Raw genomic sequence first — 21,727 nt, 5'->3', positions numbered from 1 at the left:
GCTCCAGATGCCGTCGAGGCCGGCGTCGAGCGCCTCGCGCGTCATCTGCGTCTCCTCGTTGACGCGTTTCATGTCGGCGATGGAAAGGCCGCTTTTGCCGGCCATGGCCAGCATCTCGACCGCATTCTTGAACGGATAAGGCACTTTCTTGCCTTCCGTCGTCACCGATCCCTTGGCCTTCATCCGCTGCAGTTCCTCTTCGGAAACCACGAAGCCGCCGCCGATCGAATAATAGATGCGCTTGAGCAGCAGGCGGCCGCCGGAATCATAGGCGTAGAACGCCATGCCGTTGGCGTGGCCGGTGAGCGGCGTCTTGCGGTCCAGCACCAGATCGGTGGCCGGATCGAAGCGATAGGTGGGATGGCCGGGCGGCGAAATACGCTTTTCGGCGGCGATGCGGCTGGCAATGCCATCGGCCTGGTCGGGATCGACCGTCTGCGGCGTCAGACCGGCAAGGCCGAGCATGACGGCGCGGTCACTGCCGTGGCCGATGCCGGTATAGGCGAGTGACCCGTGCAGGCTGGCGCCAAGGCGGTCGACCTTCACACCCGCCGGGCGCGGCCAGTCATTTCCCGCGACCTCGTCGAGAAACCGCGCCGCGGCGGTCATCGGTCCCATCGTGTGCGAACTCGAGGGTCCTATGCCGATCTTGAACAGGTCGAAAACCGAAAGGAACACGCGGCGTTGTCTCCTGGAGTCAGGTCGAGGACTACATATAGGAATTCCCACGATGTTTCCGCTCTTTTGGAAATCGCGGCGCTGCACCCGCCGACCTTGTTTGCTCCGGCAGCGACATTGGCACGATCGCTGTATGCGGACATCGAAGCGATCGCGCTGAATGTGATAAATTCAGGCCATGGGCGATTCCCTCGATCTTTCGACAGCCGATCTCGCGGCGCTGGCCTTCTTCCTCGTCGCGTGGCTGCTGCACACGTTTGCCTCCGACGGCAAGCTTGTCAGCCGGGTGTCGCTGACGACGGCGATGAATGCACAGCGGCAAGCCTGGATGCGGACCATGGCCGAGCGCGAGATCCGCATCGTCGACACCGCCATCATGAGCGGGCTGCAGCAAGGCACCGCCTTTTTCGCCTCCAGCTCGCTGATCGCGATCGGCGGCTGCTTTGCCCTGCTCGGCGCGTCCGACCGGGTTCTTGAAGTGCTCAGCGACCTGCCTCTGGGTGGCGCGCCGTCGCGCGCGGCCTTCCAGATAAAGGTGTTTGGGCTGGTGCTGATCCTGGCGTTTTCGTTCTTCAAATTCGGCTGGGCGTACCGGCTGTTCAATTATTGCACGATCCTGATCGGCGCCGTGCCAATCCCGCATGGCGAAGCCTCGCGCAATCCGGTCACCGAAACGGCGGTGTGGCGTGCGGCGCAAATGAACATGCTGGCCGGAAAGCACTTCAACTCCGGCCTGCGCGGCGTGTTCTTCTCGATCGGTTATCTCGGCTGGTTCGTCGACCCCATGGTGTTCGTGTTGTCGACGCTGTTGCTGCTGGCGGTGCTGGTGCGGCGCCAGTTCTTCTCGGCGGCCAGGCAGGCGGTGATCGGTCAGCCACCCGGAAAAGGCTGATCGATCCGGCCTGACAGCCAGTAGGCAAAAAGCCCGATCCATTCCCGGATGGCCATGGTGGTGGCCTGCAGCGAATCGGCTGGATTGTCGCGGAACAGGCCGACGCCTTCCCGTCCCGAGGTGCGATAGTCGACCGGCCATGGAACGGTTGCAAAGCCGGCCTTGTCGAACAGCGCCTTGGCGCGCGGCATATGGAAGGCCGAGGTCACCAGCAGCCAGGTCTCGCCGGGCTTCGGCGTTACCAACTCCTTGGTGAAGACCGCGTTCTCATAGGTGTTGCGGGACTTGTTCTCCAGGATCATACGGTCGGCCGCCACGCCAAGCGCGGTGAGCAGGCGCGGCGCGGTTGCGGCATCGCCCTCGCCATCGAGAAACAACGCGCCGGTGCCGCCGGAGACGACCACCTTGGCGGTGGGAAAGCGCCGGGCGAGAATCGCGGTCTCGACCATCCGATCGCCGCTGCTGTTCAGCTCATAGCCGCCGCGCGCCAGATTGATGGCGCCCTCGAAGCCGCCGCCGAGCACGACGATGCCGTCGACCTTTTCCGGCAGCGGCGGGCGTTGAAAGCGCTCTTCCAACGGATTGAGCATCATGGCGCCGAGCGACGTCCATGCTGACAGTGCAAGGATCAAAAATGCCAGCACGCTGCCGGCGGCCGCTAACCGTCGGCGCCCGATCGTGACCGCGAGCAGTCCCGCTAGCAGCAGGAAGATCGCCAGGTTGAGCGGCTGGATGAAGAACCAGAAGATCTTGGAAAGGTAGAAGAACATTGGCTGCCTATCGTCGGCTCGAATTCTCACGACTGATGAAGTGCTCGACGGCACTTGTCACAGCCTCGGCCTCGGGCCGGCTCAACTCCCTGCCGAAAACAAGGACGCCGTTGGTGTTGGTCAACCTGATGACTTCCGACAGCCCCGCTTCATCCGTTGGATAGGTATGGTCGAGGATTTCGGCCTCAAGGTGCCCTTTCAAAGGCAATGAGGAACGATTTCGCACAAAACCCCTGACGTCGCGCACGGCTGCCACGTCGGTTAGCCGCAGGGTTTCCTTGCCGAACACCAGCCACATGAAATCCTTGCCGAGGAAGTAGGTGAAGAGGGCAATGATCGCAGTGAACGACAGCAATCCGAGAGTGCCGCTGGCGACGTTTGCGGGCGACGTGTCGGTCAATCCCATGTAGCCGGTGTAGGCAACGATCGCGGCCCCAACCAGGACGAAGCCCATCCTGAAATCCGAGATGCGCGGTGGGTTGGTTATCAGCAGTTCGTCTTCCGTCTCGACGATGGAAATGCGAGACGGGGGCGGCATGCTACCACCATTTCTCCGGCTGGAATGTGCCGGCGGCCTGCTCGATGACGGCAGCGGTCTGGAACAGGGTTTCCTCGTCGAACGGCCGGCCGATCAACTGAAGCCCGAGCGGCAGGCCCTTGGCGTCGAGCCCGGCGGGCACAGCAATGCCCGGCAGGCCGGCCATGTTCACGGTGACGGTGAAGATGTCGTTCAGGTACATCTTGACCGGATCGGCAGCCATGTCCTCGTCGGCGATGCCGAAGGCGGCGGATGGCGTTGCCGGGGTCAGGATGACATCGACGCCGGCGGCGAAGACAGTCTCGAAATCCCGCTTGATCAGATTGCGCACCTTCTGCGCCTGCAGATAGTAGGCGTCGTAATAGCCGGCCGACAGCACATAGGTGCCGATCATGATACGGCGCTTGACCTCACGGCCGAAACCGGCGGCACGGGTCTTCTCATACATGTCGACGATATCCTTGCCCGGCACGCGCAAGCCGTAGCGGACGCCATCGTAGCGGGCGAGATTGGACGAAGCCTCGGCGGGCGCCACGATGTAATAGGCGGGCAGCGCGTATTTCGTATGCGGCAGGGAAATATCGACGATCTCGGCGCCGGCGTCCTTCAGCCAGGCAATGCCCTTCTGCCACAGCGCTTCGATCTCTTCGGGCATGCCCTCGACGCGGTACTCCCTGGGAATGCCGACCTTCATGCCCTTGATCGGCTTGCCGATCGCGGCCTCATAGTCCGGTACCGGCATGTCGACCGACGTCGTGTCCTTCGGATCGACGGAGGCCATCGACTTCAGCAGGATCGCGGCATCGCGCACGTCACGAGCGATCGGGCCGGCCTGGTCGAGCGACGAGGCGAAGGCGACGATGCCCCAGCGCGAGCAGCGGCCATAGGTCGGCTTGATGCCGACCGTGCCGGTGAAGGCGGCCGGCTGGCGGATCGAGCCGCCAGTATCCGTCGCGGTCGCGCCGGCACACAGGAAGGCCGACACTGCGGTTGCCGAACCGCCAGAAGAACCGCCCGGCACCAGCTGCGCATTGTCCAGGCTGCGCGCGGTCCTGGTGCCGCCGGCCGAGACGAAGCCGCCATCACCCTGATGCGTCGTCGGCATCACCACCGTGTCTAGGCGCGAGCGCCGCCACGGATTGATGACCGGGCCATAGTAGGACGTCTCGTTGGACGAGCCCATGGCGAACTCGTCCATGTTGAGTTTACCGAGCATGACGGCACCGTCGGCCCACAGATTTGACGTAACGGTCGATTCGTAGCGCGGCTTGAACCCGTCCAGCACATGACTGCAGGCCTGCGTATGGACGCCTTCGGTGCCGAACAGGTCCTTGATTCCGAGCGGGATGCCTTCCAGCGCACCGCCCTCGCCCTTGCCCAGCCTTGCGTCGGACGCCTTGGCCATGTCGCGCGCCTTGTCGCCTGTCACCGCGACATAGGCATTGAGCGCGGGATTGGCGCGATCGATGGCCGAGAGATAGGCCTCGGTGATCTCGGTCGCGGTGATTTCCTTGCCGTGCAGCTTGGCGCGAGCCTGTGAAATCGTCAGCTGGGTCAGGTCGCTCATCAAAGGCTCTTTTCGTAAAACACCGACCACTCGGAATCGGGATAATCCAGCACCGGGCCGCAACGCGAAAACCCGGCGCGTTCGTAGACGGTCCACGCCGCGGGGTGACGGTCGCCCGTCTCCAGCACCAGGCGCTTCAGCCCCTCGTTGCGCGCCAGCGCCTCGACCTGCTCGACGATTTTCGCGCCGATCTTCTGCCCGCGATGCGAGGGCCGCGTGTACATGCGCTTGACCTCGCCGACAGCGCCGTCATGGCGTTTCAGCGCACCGCAGCCAATGGCCATGCCGTTGTCGCGGGCGATGAAGACAGTCGTGTCCTCACCAGCCATCTGCTCGACCGTCAGATGGTAGCAATGCTCCGGCGGCGTCAGTTCGAGCAAGGTCCGGTTGAGTTCCTCGACCAGGCCGCGCACGTCGTCCTGCAGTGGCGTTTCAATGGCGATGTCGATTGCCATCGGCCGGTTTACTCCACGACCTTCGGCACGAGGAAGAAATTCTCTTCGGTCGCCGGCGCGTTGGCGACGATGTCAGCTGCCTTGCCGCCGTCAGTAACAACGTCCTGACGCTTCTTCATGTCCATCGGCGTCACCGAGGTCATCGGTTCGATGCCGGAAACATCGACCTCATTCAGCTGTTCGACGAAGCCCAGAATGGCGTTCAGCTCGCCGGTCATCCGTTCGGCATCTTCCTCGCTCACTGCAATGCGGGCGAGATGCGCGACGCGCTTCACTGTCTGAAGATCTACGGACATGTTTTTGCCTCGGGGAAAACCAGTTCGGGCTATAGCGGCGCCGCGCGCGCTGCGCAACATGCATCGTGCGAGAGAACCAGGCTGCGGCGGCGGCCTAGTCTTCGGCCATCGATCCACGCACAGGATGATGTCTACGGCAGGGCAACGCCCTCGCACAGATAGTAGCTGCCGCTGTTGCCGCTTGCTTCGCTTTCGTCGTTGACGGGCCGGACCGACACGAGATCGATCTGCTTCTCATTCATTTGCGTCACCGAGAGGACATCTGGGAAGACATAGCCCGGTTCCTGGCAGAGGGCCGTCACCGCCCAGCTCGGCGAAGCGGTCGCCTTGCTGACCTGCAGAAACTCGCAATTGTATTCCACGCTCTGCAGGCCGTGTGCCGAAAGCACGATGTTGCCGGCGTCGATCAGCGTTTGCAGCGTGTCCTTTTTGGCCTGCGTGCAAAGCTCTTCGGACTGAAGGTAGACGCCTTCGATGAAATCATCCGCGGCGAGCGCGGGCGACGCCGCGACAAACATGGAAACGCAAAGAGATCGCCCCAATACCATGGATTTATTCCACTTTAGCTGTTTCTAAATCGTAATCGTCTCACCGATTTTCGGCAACGCCACCCTTACACCGGATCCTTCCAGGCCGGCCTCGAACTTATCGGCGGTCGGGTCGATCATCGGAAACGTGCCGAAGTGGCAGGGAACCACGGTGTCGAATTTGAAGAAGCGCCGGCAGGCAAGTGCCGCCACCGCGCCGCCCATGGTGAAGCGGTCGCCGATCGGCACCAGGCCTATCTTCGGCTCATGCAACTCGTTGATCAGCGCCATGTCGGAGAAGATGTCGGTGTCGCCCATGTGATAGAGCGTTTTGTCTTCCGGGAAATGCAGGACGAGGCCGCCCGGATTGCCGAGATAGGTGTTCTGGCCGCCCTCGCCCGGGAACGAGGATGAGTGCAGCGCCTGGACAAAAGTGGTGGTGAAGCTGCCGCAATCGACGGTGCCGCCGATGTTGCCGGGATTGATCTTCTTGTCGCTGACGCCCTTGCCGACCAGATACATGCAGATCTCGAAATTGGCGACGAGCTGGGCGCCGCTTTTGCCGAGCACTTCCACCGCGCCGCTGATGTGGTCGCTGTGGCCATGCGTCAGCAGCACATGCGTGACACCCTCAGCCGGGCCCTCCCAGCCACCCGTCCATGACGGATTGCCTATCAGATAGGGGTCGATGAGGATCTTGGCATCAGCGGTATCGATCCGAAAGGCCGAGTGGCCGTACCAGGTCAGTTTCATGAATGCATTCCTCGATTTTTGACTTGCCAAAGGATAGAACGCCAATGGCCCCGAGATCAAAGGGTTACTTGTCCGCCACGCGTTTGACAAAACACCTGGTGGTGAAAGGCGAAGGACGGCCGGTGGGCATTATCACGATCGAAGAATTGCCGGCGCGGTTAGCCGGCGGTAAGACGCTGGCGGGGCTTGACCTCGGCGACAAGACGATCGGCGTCGCGGTCTCGGACCAGAGGTTTTCCTTCGCCCATCCGCGTCCGGTCATCATGCGAAGGAAATTTTCGCTCGATGCGGCGGTGCTGCTCGCCTTGCTACAAAAGGAGAATGCCGGCGCCGTGGTGATTGGGCTGCCGATCAACATGGACGGCTCGGAAGGTCCGCGTGCGCAGAAATCGCGCGCCTTCGTCCGTAACATGGCACAAATGAGCGACCTGCCCTTCGTGCTCTGGGATGAAAGGCTATCGACGGTCGCGGCCGAAAGGACGCTGATCGAGATGGATTTCTCGCGCCGCAAGCGCGCCGGTAAGATCGATTCGGCGGCAGCCGCGTTTATTCTGCAGGGAGTTTTGGACCGGCTTCAGTCGCTCCACGCATCCGCTCGAACGGAACCGGACCCGCCCAGCGCTGTCTGACCCAGCCGGCGATTTCGCGGCGACGGCGGAATGCCCAAAGCGCCATCAGCAGCAACCCGTCGAAGACGCACGTCTTCGCCACCATGCCGGGGATGATCGCCGGATCGATGCCGAGCATCTGACCGTAGAGCTGGAAGAAGAAGTCGTGCATCTGTCGGCTGAGCATCGCGTAGCCGAAATTGATGTCATTGGCCGACAGATAGAACCAGCCCCAGAAAATCGCCATCGGCGCCGCCCAGAATCCGAAGATGTAGCGCATCAGCGGCCTCCCCTGGGATTGGAGCCGGTTTTGGACACCGTTCGGCCTGATATGAGTGAAAGCAGCGAATTGTGGGCTGCGGCTTTTGCCATGCCGTGCGCGACGGCATGGATCTCGCCTTCGCCCGAAGCCGCTGCCGCAACCACGGACCGCCGTTCGGCAAGCATGGCGACATAGGATGCCAGAAGTGCTGCCAGCTGCACGGCAACGGCCATGAACAGCCCGTTTATGCCTTGCGCAGCACCCCCGATGACGATCAGCGACAACACGCCGGACGCGCAGATGAAGGCGATGCGGGCAACGCTGTCGGCGTCCGGGCTGGTCGCGTCGTTGACCAGGGCTTCGACAAAGGCCCAGAAAAACAGAACCGCGACGACCAGCAATGCGGTGGCAAGCGGCGCCACGACAACGAAATTGTCGAGGTTGACGAAGCGGGTACCCTCGATTGTGGCACCGATCACGCCGAGCGCCGCCGCCACACCACGGTTTCCGTCGATGCAGATGAGCGCAAGCAGGGCGAAAACAATCGTCCAGTGCAAGGTCAGAAAAGAGGTCAGTACCTGTCGCATCGGTGTTCCTGCTTCGCAAAGCAGGAGACGGCCAATCTGAACCATTGCCTGCTTGCGCCGGGACAGTGGGCCTTGCCGCTCGCCATCGCAACGGAAACCATTTGTTAAGGTTAACGAAAATTAGCCATATGCGAGAGGATACGGACCAACGCCTCAAAACTGTGGATGGCGCCGGTTTTTGCGATGCTCGCGGCTCAGTTCACTGGCGGATAGAGCGTGTCGATGATCATGCGTGCATCGTGGCGCGAATCGATCATGCCATAGGTGTTGCGCCATTGGCCGGCCAATCGCGTCTCGACGAACGCGTCGGCGATCCGCCCTGCCCCCAGACGGCGCAATTCCGCCGCCGCAGCCGACAGAGCCAGCTGCTCGGTGAGCAGCCGAGCCGAACCTTCGTCGGTTGAAGCGACCTGCATCGCCGCCTTCAGCACGCCGATCGTGCCGCGTCCGCCGGCGCCGAGATCGCGGTCGATGCCGGCCAGCACATCCTCGAACAGGCCGGGCGCACGGCCAAGCACGCGCAGCACGTCGAGCGCCATGACATTGCCCGAGCCCTCCCAGATCGCGTTGACCGGGGCCTCGCGATAATAGCGGGCGAGCGGCGCCTCCTCGACATAGCCATTGCCGCCGAGGCACTCCATCGCCTCATAGAGCAAAGGCGGCGCGATCTTGCAGACCCAGTATTTGACGACCGGCGTCATGGCGCGGGCAAACGCCGCTTCACCGCGGTCGCTGGCCGCCTCGTCGAAGGACCGCGCCAGCCGGAACGACAGTGCGGTGGCGGCGGCGACATCGAGTGCCATGTCGGCCAGCACGCGCTGCATCAACGGCTGCTCGATCAGGGTCGAACCGAACACCTGACGATGGCGGGCATGATGAACGGCCTCGGCGAGGCCCGCGCGCATGATCGCCGACGAGGCGATGGCACAATCGAGCCGGGTGAGCGTCACCATGTCCATGATCGTCTTCACACCGGCACCGGGTTCGCCGACCATCTCGCCGATGGCATTGACGAATTCGACTTCGGAGGATGCGTTGGAACGGTTGCCGAGCTTGTCCTTCAGCCGCTGGAAGCGGAAGCCGTTGCCCGAGCCGTCACCGAGAACGCGCGGTACGAGGAAGCACGACAGCCCCTCCGGCGCCTGCGCCAGCACCAGGAAGGCATCCGACATCGGCGCCGACATGAACCATTTGTGCCCGGTCAGACGATAAAAACCGCTGCCGGCGCGTTCCGCCCTCGTCACATTGGCGCGCACATCGGTGCCGCCCTGTTTCTCGGTCATGCCCATGCCGAGCGTCAGCCCGGTTTTCTCGACCGGCGGCTTTTGGCTCTGGTCATATTTGCGCGTCGTCACGCGCGGCGCCCATTCACGAAACAGTTTCGGGCTTGCCATCAAGGCCGCCAGCGAAGCATTGGTCATGGTGATGGGGCACAGATGCCCGGTCTCGAGCTCCGCCGTCAGATAAAACCGGGCGGCACGGACCTGATGGCGGCGGCCGATCTCGGTGTCGCCGTTTTCCCACACCGAGGAATGCAGCCCATTGGCCACGGAGCGGCGCATCAAGGCGTGATAGGCGGGATGGAACTCGACCACGTCGATGCGCCGTCCTTGGCGATCATGCGTCCTCAGCTTCGGCGTCTCGACATTGGCGAGGCGCGCCAGTTCCTGCGCCTCCTGCGTCAGCACGAAACGGCCGAGACCGTCGAGTTCCCGGCGCACCGGATCGGAAAAACGCTCCGCGAGCTGGATCAGCAACGGATCGCCCCGCCAGGCGTTGCCGCCCGTCAGCGGCGGCGGCTGGTTCGTCACGTCGTCGGTCACGCCCAATCCTTCTATCGTCAGAAAGCCACGAATCCGAGGCTGTCGGCTAGATATAGCCAAGCCATGCAGCGCGCGCGATGAAAATACCGGCCGATACAATCGGCCATCTACACGAAAAAAATGAGGAGAACGGCTCCAATGCAAAGCTGGCGCTTGCAGCCGCAAAGTCTCCACCCTATAGCAGCCCCTTGAGATGACCGACGCTTCGTCCCCCTATCCTCATCGCCATCTTCTGGGCATCCGCGACCTTTCCCCTGCCGACATCGAGCTGTTGCTCGACAGGGCGGACCGGGCGGTCGCGATCTCGCGGCAGTCCGAGAAGAAAACCTCGACGCTGCGCGGCCGCACACAGATCAACCTGTTCTATGAAGCCTCGACGCGCACGCAGTCGTCGTTCGAACTGGCCGGAAAGCGGCTTGGCGCCGATGTCATGAACATGTCGGTGGCAAGCTCTTCGGTGAAGAAGGGCGAAACGCTCATCGACACGGCGATGACGCTGAATGCCATGCGGCCCGACATATTGATCATCCGCCACCAGTCGGCCGGTGCGGCCGCGCTTCTCGCGCAGAAGGTCGGCTGCTCCGTCGTCAATGCCGGCGACGGCGCGCATGAGCACCCGACACAGGCGCTGCTCGACGCGCTGACCATCCGCCGCGCCAAAGGCCCGCTGTCGAAGCTGATCGTGGCGATCTGCGGCGACATCCTGCATTCGCGCGTGGCGCGCTCCAACATCATGCTGCTCAACGCGCTCGGCGCGCAGGTGCGCGTCGTCGCGCCGTCGACGCTGCTGCCCACCGGCATCGAGAAGATGGGCGTCATCGTCACCCGTTCGATGGCCGAAGGCCTCAAGGACGCCGATGTGGTGATGATGCTGCGCCTGCAGCGCGAGCGCATGGAAGGCGCCTTCGTGCCTTCGGTGCGCGAGTATTTCCGCTATTTCGGCCTCGATGCGGAAAAACTGAAGGCGGCCAAAGACGACGCGTTGGTGATGCACCCCGGACCGATGAACCGTGGCGTCGAGATCGCTTCGGAAATCGCCGACGGCCCGCAAAGCGTCATCCAGGAACAGGTCGAAATGGGCGTTGCTGTGCGCATGGCGGTCATGGAAGCGCTGCTCGATCCCCGTCGCAATCAAGAGGGCCGCGGCGCATGAGCATAACGGTCTTTGAGCGCGCCCGCATCGTCGACCCCTCGCGCGGCATCGACGAAATCGGCGCCGTCATCGTCGATGGCCGCAAGATCGTTGCCGCCGGCAAGGCAGCGCTCAACCAGGGCGCGCCCGAGGGCGCCACCATAATCGACTGCGCCGGCAAGGCGATCATTCCAGGCCTGGTCGATGGCCGCGTTTTCATCGGCGAACCGGGCGGCGAGCATCGCGAAACCATTGCGTCGGCGAGTGTCGCGGCGGCGGCTGGCGGCGTCACCTCCATCGTCATGATGCCCGATACCGACCCAGTGATCGACAATGTGGCGCTTGTCGAGTTCGTGCTGCGCACCGCGAAAGACACGGCTATCGTCAACGTCTTTCCGGCTGCGGCGATCACCAAGGGCCTCGATGGGCGCGAGATGACCGAGTTCGGCCTGCTGCGCGAAGCCGGCGCGGTCGCCTTCACCGATGGCCGCCACACCATATCGAGTGCGCTGGTGATGCGCCGCGCGCTGACCTATGCGCGCGACTTCGGCGCCACCATCGTGCATGAGACGCAGGATGCGGACCTCGGTTCATCCGGCGTGATGAATGAAGGCCTCTACGCCAGCTGGCTCGGCCTTTCCGGCATTCCGCGCGAGGCCGAATCCATCCCGCTGGAACGCGACCTTGCGCTGGCGCGGCTGACGCGCGGTTCGTACCATGCGGCGAAGATCTCGACGGCGATGGCGGCAAACGCTGTGACGCGTGCCAAGGCCGACGGGGCGACGGTGACGTCAGGCGTGGCGATCCACAATCTGTCGCTCAATGAAAACGATGTCGGCGAATACCGCACCTTCTTTCGCCTGACGCCGCCATTGCGTGCCGAGGAAGACCGGCTGGCGATGATCGAGGCGGTCAGGGACGGTACGATCGACGTCATCGTCTCCTCGCACGATCCGCAGGATGTCGACACCAAGCGCCTGCCCTTCGCCGATGCGGCGGCCGGCGCCATCGGGTTGGAGACGCTGCTGGGCGCGGCCTTGCGGCTCTACCACAATGGCGACGTGCCGTTGCTGAGGCTGATCGAGACCCTGTCCACGGCCCCGGCAAAACTGTTCGGACTGCCCGGTGGCACGCTGAAGCCCGGCGCTGTCGCCGATCTTGCGCTTGTCGACCTCGACGAACCCTGGATCGTCAGCGAAAGCGGCATTCGTTCGCGCTCAAAAAACACCTGTTTCGAAGGTGCGCGCCTGCAAGGCAAGGTCTTGCAAACGCTGGTTGCGGGCCGCACAGTGTTCTCCGTCTGAGCCGGACAACCCGCGCACCGCGCCTGATCCGGCCAAACTGGGGGAAATGCGGGGGAAACAATGACTTACAGCCTCATCCCAGCGCTTGTGTTCGGCTATCTCCTGGGCTCGATTCCGTTCGGGCTTCTGCTCACCCGCGCGGCCGGCCTTGGCGATGTGCGCCAGATCGGCTCGGGCAACATCGGCGCCACCAATGTTCTGCGCACCGGCAACAAGGGCCTAGCCGCGGCGACGCTGTTGCTCGACGTGCTGAAGGGCACGGCCGCCGTACTGATTGCTGGCTATTTCGCGCCTGACCTGGCGATCTGGGCCGGTCTCGGCGCCTTTCTCGGTCATCTCTTCCCGGTATGGCTGGGCTTCAAGGGCGGCAAGGGCGTCGCCACCTATCTCGGCGTGCTGATCGGCCTTGCCTGGCAGGTAGCGCTGATCTTCGCCGTCGTCTGGCTGGTGATGGCATTCCTCTTCCGTTATTCCTCGCTTGCGGCGCTGACGGCGGCGGTCATCGTGCCGATCGCCCTCTATGTCCTGAGCACGCCGCAAATTGCCGGATTGTTCGTGGTGATGAGCGTCATCGTTTTCATCAAGCACCGGGAAAACATTTCGCGCCTGCTTGCCGGCACCGAGGGCAAGATCGGAGCCAAGGGATGAGCGAGCCGACCGCCGGGCCGCGCCTCAGCGACCGGCAGCGGCTGAGCTGGCTACGACTGATCCGCACCCAGAATGTCGGCCCTGCCTCCTTTCGCGACCTGATCAACCGCTTCGGCTCAGCCGAAGCGGCGCTTGAAATACTGCCGGAACTGATGATTTCGGGCGGCGCCATCCGGATCGCCCGCATCCCGTCCGTTGCCGAGGCCGAGGCCGAACTGGAAACAGCTGGAAAGGCCGGCGCCCGCTTTGTCGGCATCGGTGAAGCAGACTATCCACCCCTCTTGCGCAACATGGATCATCCGCCGCCCCTGCTGGCGGTAAAGGGCAACGCAGCTGTTTTCCGGCTGCCGGGTGTCGCCATAGTCGGGGCACGCAACGCGTCGCTGGCCGGCATCAAGATGGCGCGCATGCTGGCAGCCGACCTCGGCCGCGACGGCTACGCAATCGTCTCCGGCCTGGCGCGCGGCATCGACACAGCGGCGCATCAGGGCAGTCTTGCGACCGGCACGATCGGCGTGCTGGCCGGCGGCCTCGACCAGCCTTATCCGCCTGAAAATGCAGGCCTGTGCGAAGAGATTGCCGAGCGTGGCGCCATCATTTCGGAGATGCCGTTCGGCTGGCAGCCGCGCGCTCAGGATTTTCCGCGCCGCAACCGCCTTGTCGCGGGTGCGGTCCTTGGGCTGGTGGTGGTCGAGGCAGCGCAACGCTCTGGGTCCCTGATCAGCGCCAGGCTTGCCGGCGAAATGGGCCGACTGGTCTTCGCTGTACCGGGCTCACCGCTCGATCCACGCGCCGCCGGCGCCAACGGCCTGCTCAAGGAGGGCGCCACCCTGGTCACCGAGGTATCGGATATTTCCAGGGCAATCGCGCCGCTGACCGGCATGCGAGCGCCCGACGTGCCGCCGTTCGAAGAGCCGCCCGACTTCTTGGCCGCACCACCGCCCCGCGAAAGCGACCGCGCCCGCGTCATCGAGGCACTCGGCCCGACGCCCGTCTCGGTCGACGAGATCATCCGCCATACCCGCCTGCACCCCGCCCAAGTGTTCATGGTGCTGCTGGAACTCGATCTCGCCGGCCGGCTCGAGCGCCACGCCGGCGGCAATGTTTCGCTGGTGTTGGGGGAGCCTTCCGTCTGAGGCTGTTCGCATTTCGCGCCGCCAAGCTGCTTCGAGAAGCTCGGCGAGGATGGCCTTTTCAACCGGCTTTCCGCTTTGCCGCGCCTGCGCTCATCTGTTCGACGCCAAGACCGGTCGGCGATTGTAGGCAAAGATCTGAGATCCCGACGAAGGCCTCAAGCGGCGGTTTGCTCTTGCCACTCGCGTTCGTTGGCAGCAATCTTCGCCCAAAGAGCCGCTATCGGTTGGATGTCGGCGTCTAAGGATCCGCCATGACACGCGATCAGATGCTCGCCCACCTTCGATCCGCCGACGCGGTCGCGCGCGAGGCGGCGGCGCATGGCCATCATCCGTTCGGTTGCGTGCTGGTCGGGCCGGACGACCGCGTGCTGATGCGGCAGGGCAATCTCGACACGGTGCGCCATGCCGAGACGGAGCTCGCCCGGCGCGCGGCGGCTGCCTACGAGCCGGAGTTCCTGTGGCAATGCACGCTGGTCTCAACCTTCGAGCCGTGCGCCATGTGCGCCGGCACGATATATTGGGCCAATATCGGGCGGCTGGTTTACGGGGTCGAGGAGACCGAGCTCTTGGCGCTCACCGGGGATCACGCGGAGAATCCGACGATGAGCCTCTCTTCGCGCACCGTCCTCGACTCCGGCCAGAAAAAGATCGAGGTCTTTGGCCCCTTCCCCGAAATCGCCGACGAGTTGCTCGCACCACACCGCGATTTCTGGAGGCGCTGACGGCTTCCCCGCCGGTTGTGGCGTGCCCTTCCCGAGAGACGGGTGACAGTTCATTGCGTGGATTTGGTGAGCGCGTCGGGGTTCGAACCCGAGACCTACTGATTAAAAGTCAGTTGCTCTACCGGCTGAGCTACGCGCTCCCGCGGGCGCGAAAGGCGGCCCTCGAAATTGCGCGGAACATAGGGAGAGTGCCTCGACCGGTCAACCGGAAAAAGAGGGCTCGCAAACAGGGGCGGCTTCGCCCCATTGCGACACTTGTCCGACGCATCGCCGATCGGAGAACAGCCAAGGAACACTGCCATTTCTGGCTGCCTGCGGCATCCGGTCTGGGGAACAATTGTATGCCCCGCTCGTTTTCCCAACACGGGGACGTCCGCCAAACCATCGAGGAGAAGACCAATGAACAGAATCACAACGAGCTTGCTGGCGGCCACTCTCACCGTCACATTCGTTGCGGCGGAGGCCGTGTCGGTGAACGCCCAACCGAACTATGTGCCGCAATCCCAGGTCGCGGTGCCGGATGTGCAGACGGTCCAGTATCGGGAGTGGCGCAAGGACCGCTATAATCGCAATTTTTCGCGCGACCGCAGTTTTTCGCGTGACCGCAATTTTTCCCGCAATCGCGGCGCGTATTGGAACGGCCATCGCGGCTATCGCGAATATCGCCCCGGCTACCGCCGCCATGGCGATTATTGGTTCCCGCTCGCAGCGTTCGCGACCGGCGCCCTGATCACCGGTGCCATCATCAACAACGAGAACAATCGCGTCTACGGAGGCAACGCTCACGTCCAGTGGTGCTACGATCGCTATCGCAGCTACCGTGCTTCGGACAACACGTTCCAGCCGAACTACGGCCCTCGCAAGGAGTGCCGTTCGCCTTACTGATTCGTGAGTGAGTGCCAATAGCTGACGAGTAGACCCGTGCCAGAATCTGTCGCGGGTCTTCTCTTTCAGTAAGCATGGGAGCCGGCATCAGCCAGCCCAACTGATGGCCTTGATGATGTAAAAACGTGCATCGCCTTCCGAAGGTGAGCGATATGCTCCAAGGGCGTCGCAAATTCGAACCGCCGCGGCGCTCAGTTCCCAACCAAGCACTTCCAGGTCGTCATCGACATCCGTCACGTAAGACTGGGTCAGTTCGTCGATGCTATTTGTCTCGCCGAAAGATCGAACCCGCTTTGCGTCGATCATAACGTCGTCGGGCCAATTTGAATTTGCCCAGGCCCAGAGCCAACTCTGCGACTTAGCGCTCGTGGAGCCGGCAATCTGGACCTCTGCGGTCACTTTGATTTCTTCACCGTTGGAAAACAAAAGTCTTCTGGTCTCGATGTCATAATCGTAGCGAGACCAGTGGCCGAGCTGGAAGTCTTTCTCCAAGCGGTCATTCTTGGCATTCAGTTGTTCGATAGCCTCGTCGCGCCAAGCAGGATACCAGTCTGGATTCATTATTCCCCTCGCCCCATCAGACAACGGTTATGACACGCTCAGCGTCCTGCGCACAGCATCGCGCCAACCAGCGAGCTTGTCTGCGCGCACAGAGCCATCCATATCCGGCTGGAACCTCCGCTCCAGCGCCCAGCTCTTCGCAAACTTTTTGGCATCCGGCCAAACGCCAGCTTTCGAGCCCGCGAGCCACGCTGCACCCAGCGCCGTCGTCTCGAGAATGGTCGGACGGTCGACCGGTGCATCGAGGATATCGGCCAGCCGCTGCATGGTCCAGTCCGACGCAACCATGCCGCCGTCGACCCGCAGTACGGTCTTGGCCGAAGCTCCCTTCCAGTCCTTACGCATGGCGTCGAGCAGGTCGCGCGTCTGGTAGGCGACGGATTCGAGTGCGGCGCGGGCGAATTCCGCCGGCCCGGAATTGCGCGTCAGCCCGAAAATGGCGCCGCGTGCCTCGGCGTCCCAATGCGGCGCGCCGAGCCCGACGAAGGCCGGCACCAGATAGACGTTTTGCGTTGGATCAGCCTCGGCAGCCAGCTTGCCGCTTTGCTCGGCCTTGCCGATCACCTTGATGCCGTCGCGCAGCCATTGGACCGCGGCGCCGGCAATGAAGATCGAGCCCTCCAGCGCATAAGTGGTCTTGCCGTTCAGCCTGTAGGCAATAGTGGTCAAGAGCCGGTTCTTCGAACGCACAAGGTCGCTGCCGGTGTTGAGCAGAGCAAAGCAGCCCGTGCCGTAGGTGGATTTCATCATGCCCGGCTCGAAACAGGCCTGGCCGATGGTCGCCGCATGCTGGTCGCCGGCAACACCGAGGATTCTTATCTCGGCGCCGAAGAGATTTTTCTCCGTGATTCCATAGTCATCGGCGCAGTCCTTTACCTCGGGTAGCATTTTCGCCGGGATGTTCAGTATCGACAGCAGTTCGTTGTCCCAGGCATTTTTCTCGATATTGTAGACCAGCGTGCGCGACGCGTTGGTGGCATCCGTGGCGTGGACCTTGCCGCCGGTCAGCCGCCAGATCAGAAAGCTGTCGATGGTGCCGGCGAGCAACTCGCCCTTCTCGGCACGACGCCGCGCCCCTTTTACCTTGTCTAGCATCCAGGCGATCTTGGTACCGGAAAAATACGGATCAAGCAGCAGGCCGGTTTTTTTGGTGAACTTTTTCTCCAGTCCCTGCTTCTTCAGTTTCTGGCACAGCGGCGTGGTGCGCCGGTCCTGCCAGACAATGGCATTGTGGATCGGCTTGCCGGTCGCCTTGTCCCAGATGACGATGGTCTCGCGCTGATTGGTGATGCCGAGCGCGGCCACCTCGGAAGCAGCCCGGCCGGCATTCTTCAGCGCCGCCTTCACGGTCGTCACCACGCTCGCCCAGATGTCTTCGGGATCGTGCTCGACCCAGCCGGAGGCCGGATAGTGCTGGGTGAATTCCTTCTGCCCGCTGCCGGCAACCTTCATATCGCCGTCGAACAGGATCGCCCGGGTCGAAGTCGTGCCCTGGTCGATGGCAAGGATGTATCCGGTCATTCTGCTTCCCCGCTTAATGCATGTCGCCCAAAGGTGACCTCGATTTTGGGAGAACGACATGCACAAAAACAAAGACCTAAAGCGCGTTGCATGAATCCATCTCAACGCGACGCGCTTTAGTCTTTTACACAAACAGGGGAGACGGCAAGATGCCGCCTCCCCCTATTCTCATGATGCAGGCGCGAACGCCGGCACCAAGGTTACTTCTGCCAGCTCTTCACCAGCTCGTCGTAGTTGATGGTGATCGGCTTTTCCTTCTCGTTCTCGATCTTGAGCTGAGGAGCGAGATTGCCTTTCTTGACCGCGTCGGCGTTCCAGTAGGCGAGGTCATGCTCTTCGGCCATCTTCGGGCCGATATCGCCCTGGACACCCGACTTCTCGATGCGGCTCATGACCTTTTCCTGCTCGCCGCAGAGCGAGTCCATCGCTTCCTGCGCCGTCTTGGCACCCGACGACGCATCGCCGATCGCCTGCCACCAGAGCTGTGCCAGCTTCGGATAGTCAGGCACGTTGGTGCCGGTCGGCGACCACTGAACGCGGGCCGGCGAACGGTAGAACTCGATCAGGCCGCCGAGCTTCGGAGCCCGCTCGGTGAAGCTCTTGTCGTGGATCGTGCTCTCGCGGATGAAGGTCAAGCCGACATGGCTCTTCTTCACGTCGACTGTCTTCGAGGTGACGAACTGCGCGTAGAGCCAGGCGGCCTTGGCGCGGTCGGTCGGGGTCGACTTCATCAGCGTCCAGGAGCCGACGTCCTGATAGCCGAGCTTCATGCCGTCCTTCCAGTAGACGCCATGCGGCGACGGCGCCATGCGCCACTTGGGCGTACCGTCGTCGTTCAGCACCGCCTTGGCGCCGGCATCGACCATCGAAGCGGTGAAGGCGGTGTACCAGAAGATCTGCTGGGCAACCGCGCCCTGCGCCGGAACCGGGCCGGATTCGGAGAAGGTCATGCCCTGGGCTTCCGCCGGAGCGTAGGCCTTCAGCCAGTCGAGGTATTTCTGGATCGAGTAGACGGCGGCCGGGCCATTGGTGTCGCCCCCGCGCGCCGTGCAGGAGCCGACCGGACGCGAATTCTCGTCGACCTTAATGCCCCACTCATCGACCGGCAGACCGTTCGGCAGGCCCTTGTCGCCATTGCCGGCCATCGACAGCCAGGCGTCGGTGAACCGCCAGCCGAGCGACGGGTCCTTCTTGCCGTAGTCCATGTGGCCATAGACCTTCTTGCCGTCGATCTCGCGGCCGGTGAAGAACTCGGCGATGTCCTCATAGGCAGACCAGTTGACGGGAACGCCAAGGTCGTAGCCGTACTTGGCCTTGAAGTCCGCCTTGTTCTTCTCGTCGTTGAACCAGTCGTAACGGAACCAGTAGAGGTTCGCGAACTGCTGGTCGGGAAGCTGGTAGAGCTTCTTGTCCGGAGCGGTCGTGAACGAGGTGCCGATAAAATCCTTCAGGTCGAGGTTCGGGTTGGTGACATCCTTGCCCTCGCCCGCCATCCAGTCGGTCAAATTGCGCACCTGCTGGTAGCGCCAGTGGGTGCCGATCAGGTCGGAATCGTTGACCCAGCCGTCATAAAGGTTCTGACCCGTCTGCATCTGGGTCTGGATCTTCTCGACGACGTCGCCTTCCTGGATGACGTCATGCGTGATCTTGATGCCGGTGATGGCGGTAAAGGCCGGCGCCAGCACCTGCGATTCATACTGGTGCGTGGCGATGGTTTCCGAAACGACCTTGATGTCCATGCCGGCGAAAGGCTTCGCGGCATCGATGAACCACTGCATTTCGGCTTCCTGGCCAGCGCGGTCGAGCGTCGAGAGCGGGCCGATTTCCTTGTCCAGGAAAGCCTTTGCCTCGTCCATCCCGGCATAGGCATTGCCCACGCCCAGCAACAGGACAAGGGCCGTCGTTGATGTTAAAAATTGCCTTCGCATGTGTTTCCTCCACAGTTTTAAGGTTCAAGTGCGATCTGGAGCGGCCGCCGGCACGTGGTCGCTCCAACAGTTTCCCCCTCTATACGTAGCGGAACACGCCAATGGCGTAGACCACGGAGAGAGCGAGAGCCCACCACAGGTTGGATCCGACAAGACCCAACCAAGCGAGATGGATAAAGGCGCTGCCAAGCAGCGACAGGAAAAGACGGTCGCCGCGCGTTGTCTCGAAGCGCAGCACGCCGACGCGCGGATTGCCGCCCGGCGAAGCGTATTCCCAAGCCGCCATGCCGCACAGCAGCAGAAGGATGGTCCCGAAAAAGGCCGCCGTCGGCCACGTCCACGCCATCCAGGTGAGGTCGAAATTCATCGTCAAACCCTCCCCAGGGCGAAGCCCTTGGCGATATAATTGCGCACAAACCAGATGACGAGCGCGCCGGGGATCAACGTCAGCACGCCGGCGGCGGCGAGCAGGCCCCAGTCCATGCCAGCGGCCGAAACCGTGCGGGTCATGGTGGCGGCGATCGGCTTGGCGTCGGTGGTGGTCAGCGTACGGGCGATAAGCAGTTCCACCCACGAGAACATGAAGCAGAAGAAGCAGGCCACGCCGATGCCGCTGGCGATCAGGGGCATGAAGATTCTGACGAAGAAGCGCGGGAACGAATAGCCGTCGATATAGGCGGTTTCGTCGATTTCCTTCGGCACACCCGACATGAAGCCTTCGAGGATCCACACCGCCAGCGGCACGTTGAACAGGCAGTGCGCCAGCGCCACCGCAATGTGCGTGTCGATCAGGCCGAAGGCCGAATAGAGCTGGAAGAACGGCAGCGCGAACACCGCCGGCGGCGCCATGCGGTTGGTCAGCAGCCAAAAGAACAGGTGCTTGTCGCCGAGGAAGCGGTAGCGCGAGAAGGCGTAGGCTGCCGGCAGCGCGGCAGCCACCGAAATCACCATATTCATCACCACATAGGTGATCGAGTTGATGTAGCCCGAGTACCAGGAGGCGTCGGTGAAGATGGTGACGTAGTTGGCGAGCGTCGGCTGGTGCGGATAGAGCGTCAGCGAGGAGACGATCTCGGCATTGGTCTTGAAGCTCATGTTGATGAGCCAGTAGATCGGCAGCAAAAGCACGACGATGTAGATCGTCGGCACGATCCACCACCAGCGCGATTCCTCGCCGCGTTTGCGCATCAGCCGGGCGACCTGATCCTGCGAGAGTGTGCTCGCCAGTTTGCCCGCTGCTGTGGTCTCGCTCACTCTATCGGCTCTTTCGTTGGCGCCGGTCATCTCAGCGCTCCGCGTCGTAGTTGGTCATCACGGTGTAGAAGACCCATGACAGCAGAAGGACGATGAGGAAGTAGACCAGCGACATGGCTGCGGCCGGACCGAGGTCGAACTGGCCGAGCGCGGTCTTGACGAGGTCGATCGACAGGAATGTCGTCGAGTTGCCGGGACCGCCGCCCGTCACCACGAAGGGTTCGGTATAGATCATGAATGAGTCCATGAAGCGAAGCAGCACGGCGATCAGCAGCACCCTGTTCATCTTCGGCAGCTGGATGTAGCGGAACACCGCCCAGCGCGAGGCGCCATCGATCTTGGCCGCCTGATAGAAGGCATCCGGAATGGAGACCAGGCCGGCATAGCAGAGCAGCACGACGAGGCTGGTCCAGTGCCAGACATCCATGATGATGACGGTGACCCAGGCATCGAACGGGTCCTGCACATAGTTGTAGTCGATGCCGAGCGCGTTGACGTAGTAGCCGAGCAGGCCGATGTCGTTGCGGCCGAAGACCTGCCAGATGGTGCCGACGACGTTCCACGGAATCAGCAGCGGCAGCGCCATCAGGACCAGGCAGACCGGCACGCCCCAGCCCTTTTTCGGCATGTTGAGCGCAATGAAGATGCCGAGCGGCACTTCGATGGCCAGGATGATGAAGGAGAAGATCAGGTTGCGGACCATCGCTTCCCAGAAACGGCTGGAAGACAGCAGTTCCTCGAACCATTCGGTGCCGGCCCAGAAGAAGACGTTGTTGCCGAAAGTGTCCTGCACCGAATAGTTGACGACGGTCATCAGCGGGATGACCGCCGAGAACGCCACCAGCACCAGCACCGGCAGCACCAGGAACCAGGCCTTGTT

At 62.6% G+C, this 21,727-nt stretch carries 25 protein-coding genes and 1 tRNA gene; 8 read left to right on the top strand and 18 right to left on the bottom strand.

The genetic code is table 11. The features are described from left to right. Positions 1–678: serine dehydratase beta chain (locus EN955_RS24960; RefSeq protein WP_281034485.1), on the bottom strand; the 678-nt coding region annotated here is incomplete at its 3' end. 178 nt (positions 679–856) lie between these two features. Between EN955_RS24960 and EN955_RS24955 the strand changes: the two genes are divergently transcribed. Next, positions 857–1,570 (top strand): DUF599 domain-containing protein, encoded by a 714-nt coding sequence (locus EN955_RS24955; RefSeq protein WP_013531782.1) that lies wholly within the window; start codon positions 857–859, stop codon positions 1,568–1,570. Here EN955_RS24955 and EN955_RS24950 read toward each other — a convergent pair. The 7 genes from EN955_RS24950 to EN955_RS24920 all read right to left on the bottom strand — a co-directional run bounded on the left by EN955_RS24950 (position 1,549) and on the right by EN955_RS24920 (position 6,476). Beyond that, complete coding sequence (locus EN955_RS24950; RefSeq protein WP_024503482.1) at positions 1,549–2,340, bottom strand: YdcF family protein; 792 nt, start codon at positions 2,338–2,340, stop codon at positions 1,549–1,551. The genes EN955_RS24955 and EN955_RS24950 overlap by 22 nt on opposite strands. 7 nt (positions 2,341–2,347) lie before the next feature. After that, positions 2,348–2,878 (bottom strand): hypothetical protein, encoded by a 531-nt coding sequence (locus EN955_RS24945; RefSeq protein WP_024503483.1) that lies wholly within the window; start codon positions 2,876–2,878, stop codon positions 2,348–2,350. Position 2,879: 1 nt separating this feature from the next. After that, positions 2,880–4,445 carry an amidase family protein gene (locus EN955_RS24940; RefSeq protein ID WP_024503484.1) on the bottom strand — a complete coding sequence of 522 codons (1,566 nt, stop codon included), beginning with the start codon at positions 4,443–4,445 and terminating at the stop codon, positions 2,880–2,882. Continuing rightward, positions 4,445–4,900 (bottom strand): GNAT family N-acetyltransferase, encoded by a 456-nt coding sequence (locus tag EN955_RS24935; protein ID WP_024503485.1) that lies wholly within the window; start codon positions 4,898–4,900, stop codon positions 4,445–4,447. Before EN955_RS24935 ends, EN955_RS24940 begins: the two co-directional genes overlap by 1 nt. Before the next feature lie 8 nt (positions 4,901–4,908). Then, the gene (gene gatC / locus EN955_RS24930) at positions 4,909–5,196 is read right to left on the bottom strand and encodes an Asp-tRNA(Asn)/Glu-tRNA(Gln) amidotransferase subunit GatC (protein WP_013531787.1); all 288 of its coding nucleotides are present in this window, start codon (positions 5,194–5,196) and stop codon (positions 4,909–4,911) included. A gap of 131 nt (positions 5,197–5,327) precedes the next feature. After that, the gene (locus EN955_RS24925; protein WP_024503486.1) at positions 5,328–5,744 is read right to left on the bottom strand and encodes a hypothetical protein; all 417 of its coding nucleotides are present in this window, start codon (positions 5,742–5,744) and stop codon (positions 5,328–5,330) included. 24 nt (positions 5,745–5,768) lie between these two features. Beyond that, positions 5,769–6,476, bottom strand: coding sequence for a metal-dependent hydrolase (locus EN955_RS24920; RefSeq protein WP_024503487.1), 708 nt, complete (start codon positions 6,474–6,476; stop codon positions 5,769–5,771). A 122-nt stretch (positions 6,477–6,598) separates the two neighbouring features. Here EN955_RS24920 and ruvX point away from each other — a divergent pair, with 122 nt between their 5' ends. Beyond that, positions 6,599–7,105 (top strand): Holliday junction resolvase RuvX, encoded by a 507-nt coding sequence (ruvX, locus tag EN955_RS24915; RefSeq protein ID WP_013531790.1) that lies wholly within the window; start codon positions 6,599–6,601, stop codon positions 7,103–7,105. Here the strand turns inward: ruvX and EN955_RS24910 are convergent. The 3 genes from EN955_RS24910 to EN955_RS24900 all read right to left on the bottom strand — a co-directional run bounded on the left by EN955_RS24910 (position 7,023) and on the right by EN955_RS24900 (position 9,756). After that, a complete protein-coding gene (locus EN955_RS24910) occupies positions 7,023–7,364 on the bottom strand; it encodes a DUF6105 family protein (RefSeq protein WP_013531791.1) in 342 nt (113 codons plus the stop codon). The two genes, ruvX and EN955_RS24910, sit on opposite strands and share 83 nt — an antisense overlap. Next, on the bottom strand, positions 7,364–7,933 hold the full coding sequence (locus EN955_RS24905; protein WP_013531792.1) for a hypothetical protein: 570 nt from the start codon (positions 7,931–7,933) through the stop codon (positions 7,364–7,366). Before EN955_RS24905 ends, EN955_RS24910 begins: the two co-directional genes overlap by 1 nt. Before the next feature lie 194 nt (positions 7,934–8,127). Beyond that, positions 8,128–9,756, bottom strand: a complete 1,629-nt coding sequence (locus tag EN955_RS24900) for a DNA alkylation response protein (RefSeq protein ID WP_013531793.1) — start codon at positions 9,754–9,756, stop codon at positions 8,128–8,130. Between the two features lie 193 nt (positions 9,757–9,949). Between EN955_RS24900 and EN955_RS24895 the strand changes: the two genes are divergently transcribed. The 5 genes from EN955_RS24895 (at position 9,950) to EN955_RS24875 (ending at position 14,698) form a co-directional block, all read left to right on the top strand. Then, positions 9,950–10,909, top strand: a complete 960-nt coding sequence (locus EN955_RS24895; RefSeq protein ID WP_013531794.1) for an aspartate carbamoyltransferase catalytic subunit — start codon at positions 9,950–9,952, stop codon at positions 10,907–10,909. Continuing rightward, positions 10,906–12,192, top strand: a complete 1,287-nt coding sequence (locus EN955_RS24890; protein ID WP_024503488.1) for a dihydroorotase — start codon at positions 10,906–10,908, stop codon at positions 12,190–12,192. The genes EN955_RS24895 and EN955_RS24890 overlap by 4 nt, the downstream gene beginning before the upstream one ends. A 60-nt stretch (positions 12,193–12,252) precedes the next feature. Beyond that, complete coding sequence (gene plsY / locus EN955_RS24885; RefSeq protein WP_024503489.1) at positions 12,253–12,840, top strand: glycerol-3-phosphate 1-O-acyltransferase PlsY; 588 nt, start codon at positions 12,253–12,255, stop codon at positions 12,838–12,840. After that, positions 12,837–13,976 carry a DNA-processing protein DprA gene (gene dprA / locus EN955_RS24880; protein WP_024503490.1) on the top strand — a complete coding sequence of 380 codons (1,140 nt, stop codon included), beginning with the start codon at positions 12,837–12,839 and terminating at the stop codon, positions 13,974–13,976. Before plsY ends, dprA begins: the two co-directional genes overlap by 4 nt. A 251-nt stretch (positions 13,977–14,227) precedes the next feature. Then, positions 14,228–14,698 carry a nucleoside deaminase gene (locus EN955_RS24875; RefSeq protein ID WP_024503491.1) on the top strand — a complete coding sequence of 157 codons (471 nt, stop codon included), beginning with the start codon at positions 14,228–14,230 and terminating at the stop codon, positions 14,696–14,698. A 64-nt stretch (positions 14,699–14,762) separates the two neighbouring features. On the opposite strand, the gene EN955_RS24870 is transcribed toward EN955_RS24875, so the two are convergent. Then, positions 14,763–14,838, bottom strand: a tRNA-Lys gene (locus EN955_RS24870). A 259-nt stretch (positions 14,839–15,097) separates the two neighbouring features. Here EN955_RS24870 and EN955_RS24865 point away from each other — a divergent pair. Then, positions 15,098–15,583 (top strand): BA14K family protein, encoded by a 486-nt coding sequence (locus tag EN955_RS24865; RefSeq protein WP_024503492.1) that lies wholly within the window; start codon positions 15,098–15,100, stop codon positions 15,581–15,583. Between the two features lie 87 nt (positions 15,584–15,670). Here EN955_RS24865 and EN955_RS24860 read toward each other — a convergent pair whose 3' ends face one another. The 6 genes from EN955_RS24860 to EN955_RS24835 all read right to left on the bottom strand — a co-directional run. Next, positions 15,671–16,144, bottom strand: coding sequence for a DUF6882 domain-containing protein (locus EN955_RS24860; protein WP_024503493.1), 474 nt, complete (start codon positions 16,142–16,144; stop codon positions 15,671–15,673). 27 nt (positions 16,145–16,171) lie between these two features. After that, positions 16,172–17,665 (bottom strand): glycerol kinase GlpK, encoded by a 1,494-nt coding sequence (glpK, locus tag EN955_RS24855; protein WP_024503494.1) that lies wholly within the window; start codon positions 17,663–17,665, stop codon positions 16,172–16,174. Positions 17,666–17,865: 200 nt separating this feature from the next. Beyond that, on the bottom strand, positions 17,866–19,593 hold the full coding sequence (locus EN955_RS24850; protein ID WP_013531807.1) for an ABC transporter substrate-binding protein: 1,728 nt from the start codon (positions 19,591–19,593) through the stop codon (positions 17,866–17,868). A 79-nt stretch (positions 19,594–19,672) separates the two neighbouring features. Then, positions 19,673–19,966 (bottom strand): DUF2160 domain-containing protein, encoded by a 294-nt coding sequence (locus EN955_RS24845; RefSeq protein ID WP_024503495.1) that lies wholly within the window; start codon positions 19,964–19,966, stop codon positions 19,673–19,675. Next, a complete protein-coding gene (locus tag EN955_RS24840) occupies positions 19,963–20,877 on the bottom strand; it encodes a carbohydrate ABC transporter permease (protein WP_013531809.1) in 915 nt (304 codons plus the stop codon). Before EN955_RS24840 ends, EN955_RS24845 begins: the two co-directional genes overlap by 4 nt. Before the next feature lies 1 nt (position 20,878). Next, positions 20,879–21,727: sugar ABC transporter permease (locus EN955_RS24835; RefSeq protein ID WP_164769907.1), on the bottom strand; the 849-nt coding region annotated here is incomplete at its 5' end.

The organism is Mesorhizobium sp. M7A.F.Ca.CA.001.04.2.1 (assembly GCF_003998485.1).
Classification (GTDB): Bacteria; Pseudomonadota; Alphaproteobacteria; order Rhizobiales; family Rhizobiaceae; genus Mesorhizobium; species Mesorhizobium ciceri.
Note: the sequence above shows the minus strand (reverse complement) of the source record. Positions and strands in the feature narration are given on the sequence as shown.

Bases quoted from the DNA above. Each gene is read 5' to 3' on its own strand.
- EN955_RS24955 (WP_013531782.1), top strand. From the start codon at position 857: ATGGGCGATTCCCTCGATCTTTCGACAGCCGATCTCGCGGCGCTGGCC.
- EN955_RS24950 (WP_024503482.1), bottom strand. From the start codon at position 2,340: ATGTTCTTCTACCTTTCCAAGATCTTCTGGTTCTTCATCCAGCCGCTC.
- EN955_RS24945 (WP_024503483.1), bottom strand. From the start codon at position 2,878: ATGCCGCCCCCGTCTCGCATTTCCATCGTCGAGACGGAAGACGAACTG.
- EN955_RS24940 (WP_024503484.1), bottom strand. From the start codon at position 4,445: ATGAGCGACCTGACCCAGCTGACGATTTCACAGGCTCGCGCCAAGCTG.
- EN955_RS24935 (WP_024503485.1), bottom strand. From the start codon at position 4,900: ATGGCAATCGACATCGCCATTGAAACGCCACTGCAGGACGACGTGCGC.
- gatC (WP_013531787.1), bottom strand. From the start codon at position 5,196: ATGTCCGTAGATCTTCAGACAGTGAAGCGCGTCGCGCATCTCGCCCGC.
- EN955_RS24925 (WP_024503486.1), bottom strand. From the start codon at position 5,744: ATGGTATTGGGGCGATCTCTTTGCGTTTCCATGTTTGTCGCGGCGTCG.
- EN955_RS24920 (WP_024503487.1), bottom strand. From the start codon at position 6,476: ATGAAACTGACCTGGTACGGCCACTCGGCCTTTCGGATCGATACCGCT.
- EN955_RS24910 (WP_013531791.1), bottom strand. From the start codon at position 7,364: ATGCGCTACATCTTCGGATTCTGGGCGGCGCCGATGGCGATTTTCTGG.
- EN955_RS24905 (WP_013531792.1), bottom strand. From the start codon at position 7,933: ATGCGACAGGTACTGACCTCTTTTCTGACCTTGCACTGGACGATTGTT.
- EN955_RS24895 (WP_013531794.1), top strand. From the start codon at position 9,950: ATGACCGACGCTTCGTCCCCCTATCCTCATCGCCATCTTCTGGGCATC.
- EN955_RS24890 (WP_024503488.1), top strand. From the start codon at position 10,906: ATGAGCATAACGGTCTTTGAGCGCGCCCGCATCGTCGACCCCTCGCGC.
- plsY (WP_024503489.1), top strand. From the start codon at position 12,253: ATGACTTACAGCCTCATCCCAGCGCTTGTGTTCGGCTATCTCCTGGGC.
- dprA (WP_024503490.1), top strand. From the start codon at position 12,837: ATGAGCGAGCCGACCGCCGGGCCGCGCCTCAGCGACCGGCAGCGGCTG.
- EN955_RS24875 (WP_024503491.1), top strand. From the start codon at position 14,228: ATGACACGCGATCAGATGCTCGCCCACCTTCGATCCGCCGACGCGGTC.
- EN955_RS24865 (WP_024503492.1), top strand. From the start codon at position 15,098: ATGAACAGAATCACAACGAGCTTGCTGGCGGCCACTCTCACCGTCACA.
- EN955_RS24860 (WP_024503493.1), bottom strand. From the start codon at position 16,144: ATGAATCCAGACTGGTATCCTGCTTGGCGCGACGAGGCTATCGAACAA.
- glpK (WP_024503494.1), bottom strand. From the start codon at position 17,665: ATGACCGGATACATCCTTGCCATCGACCAGGGCACGACTTCGACCCGG.
- EN955_RS24850 (WP_013531807.1), bottom strand. From the start codon at position 19,593: ATGCGAAGGCAATTTTTAACATCAACGACGGCCCTTGTCCTGTTGCTG.
- EN955_RS24840 (WP_013531809.1), bottom strand. From the start codon at position 20,877: ATGACCGGCGCCAACGAAAGAGCCGATAGAGTGAGCGAGACCACAGCA.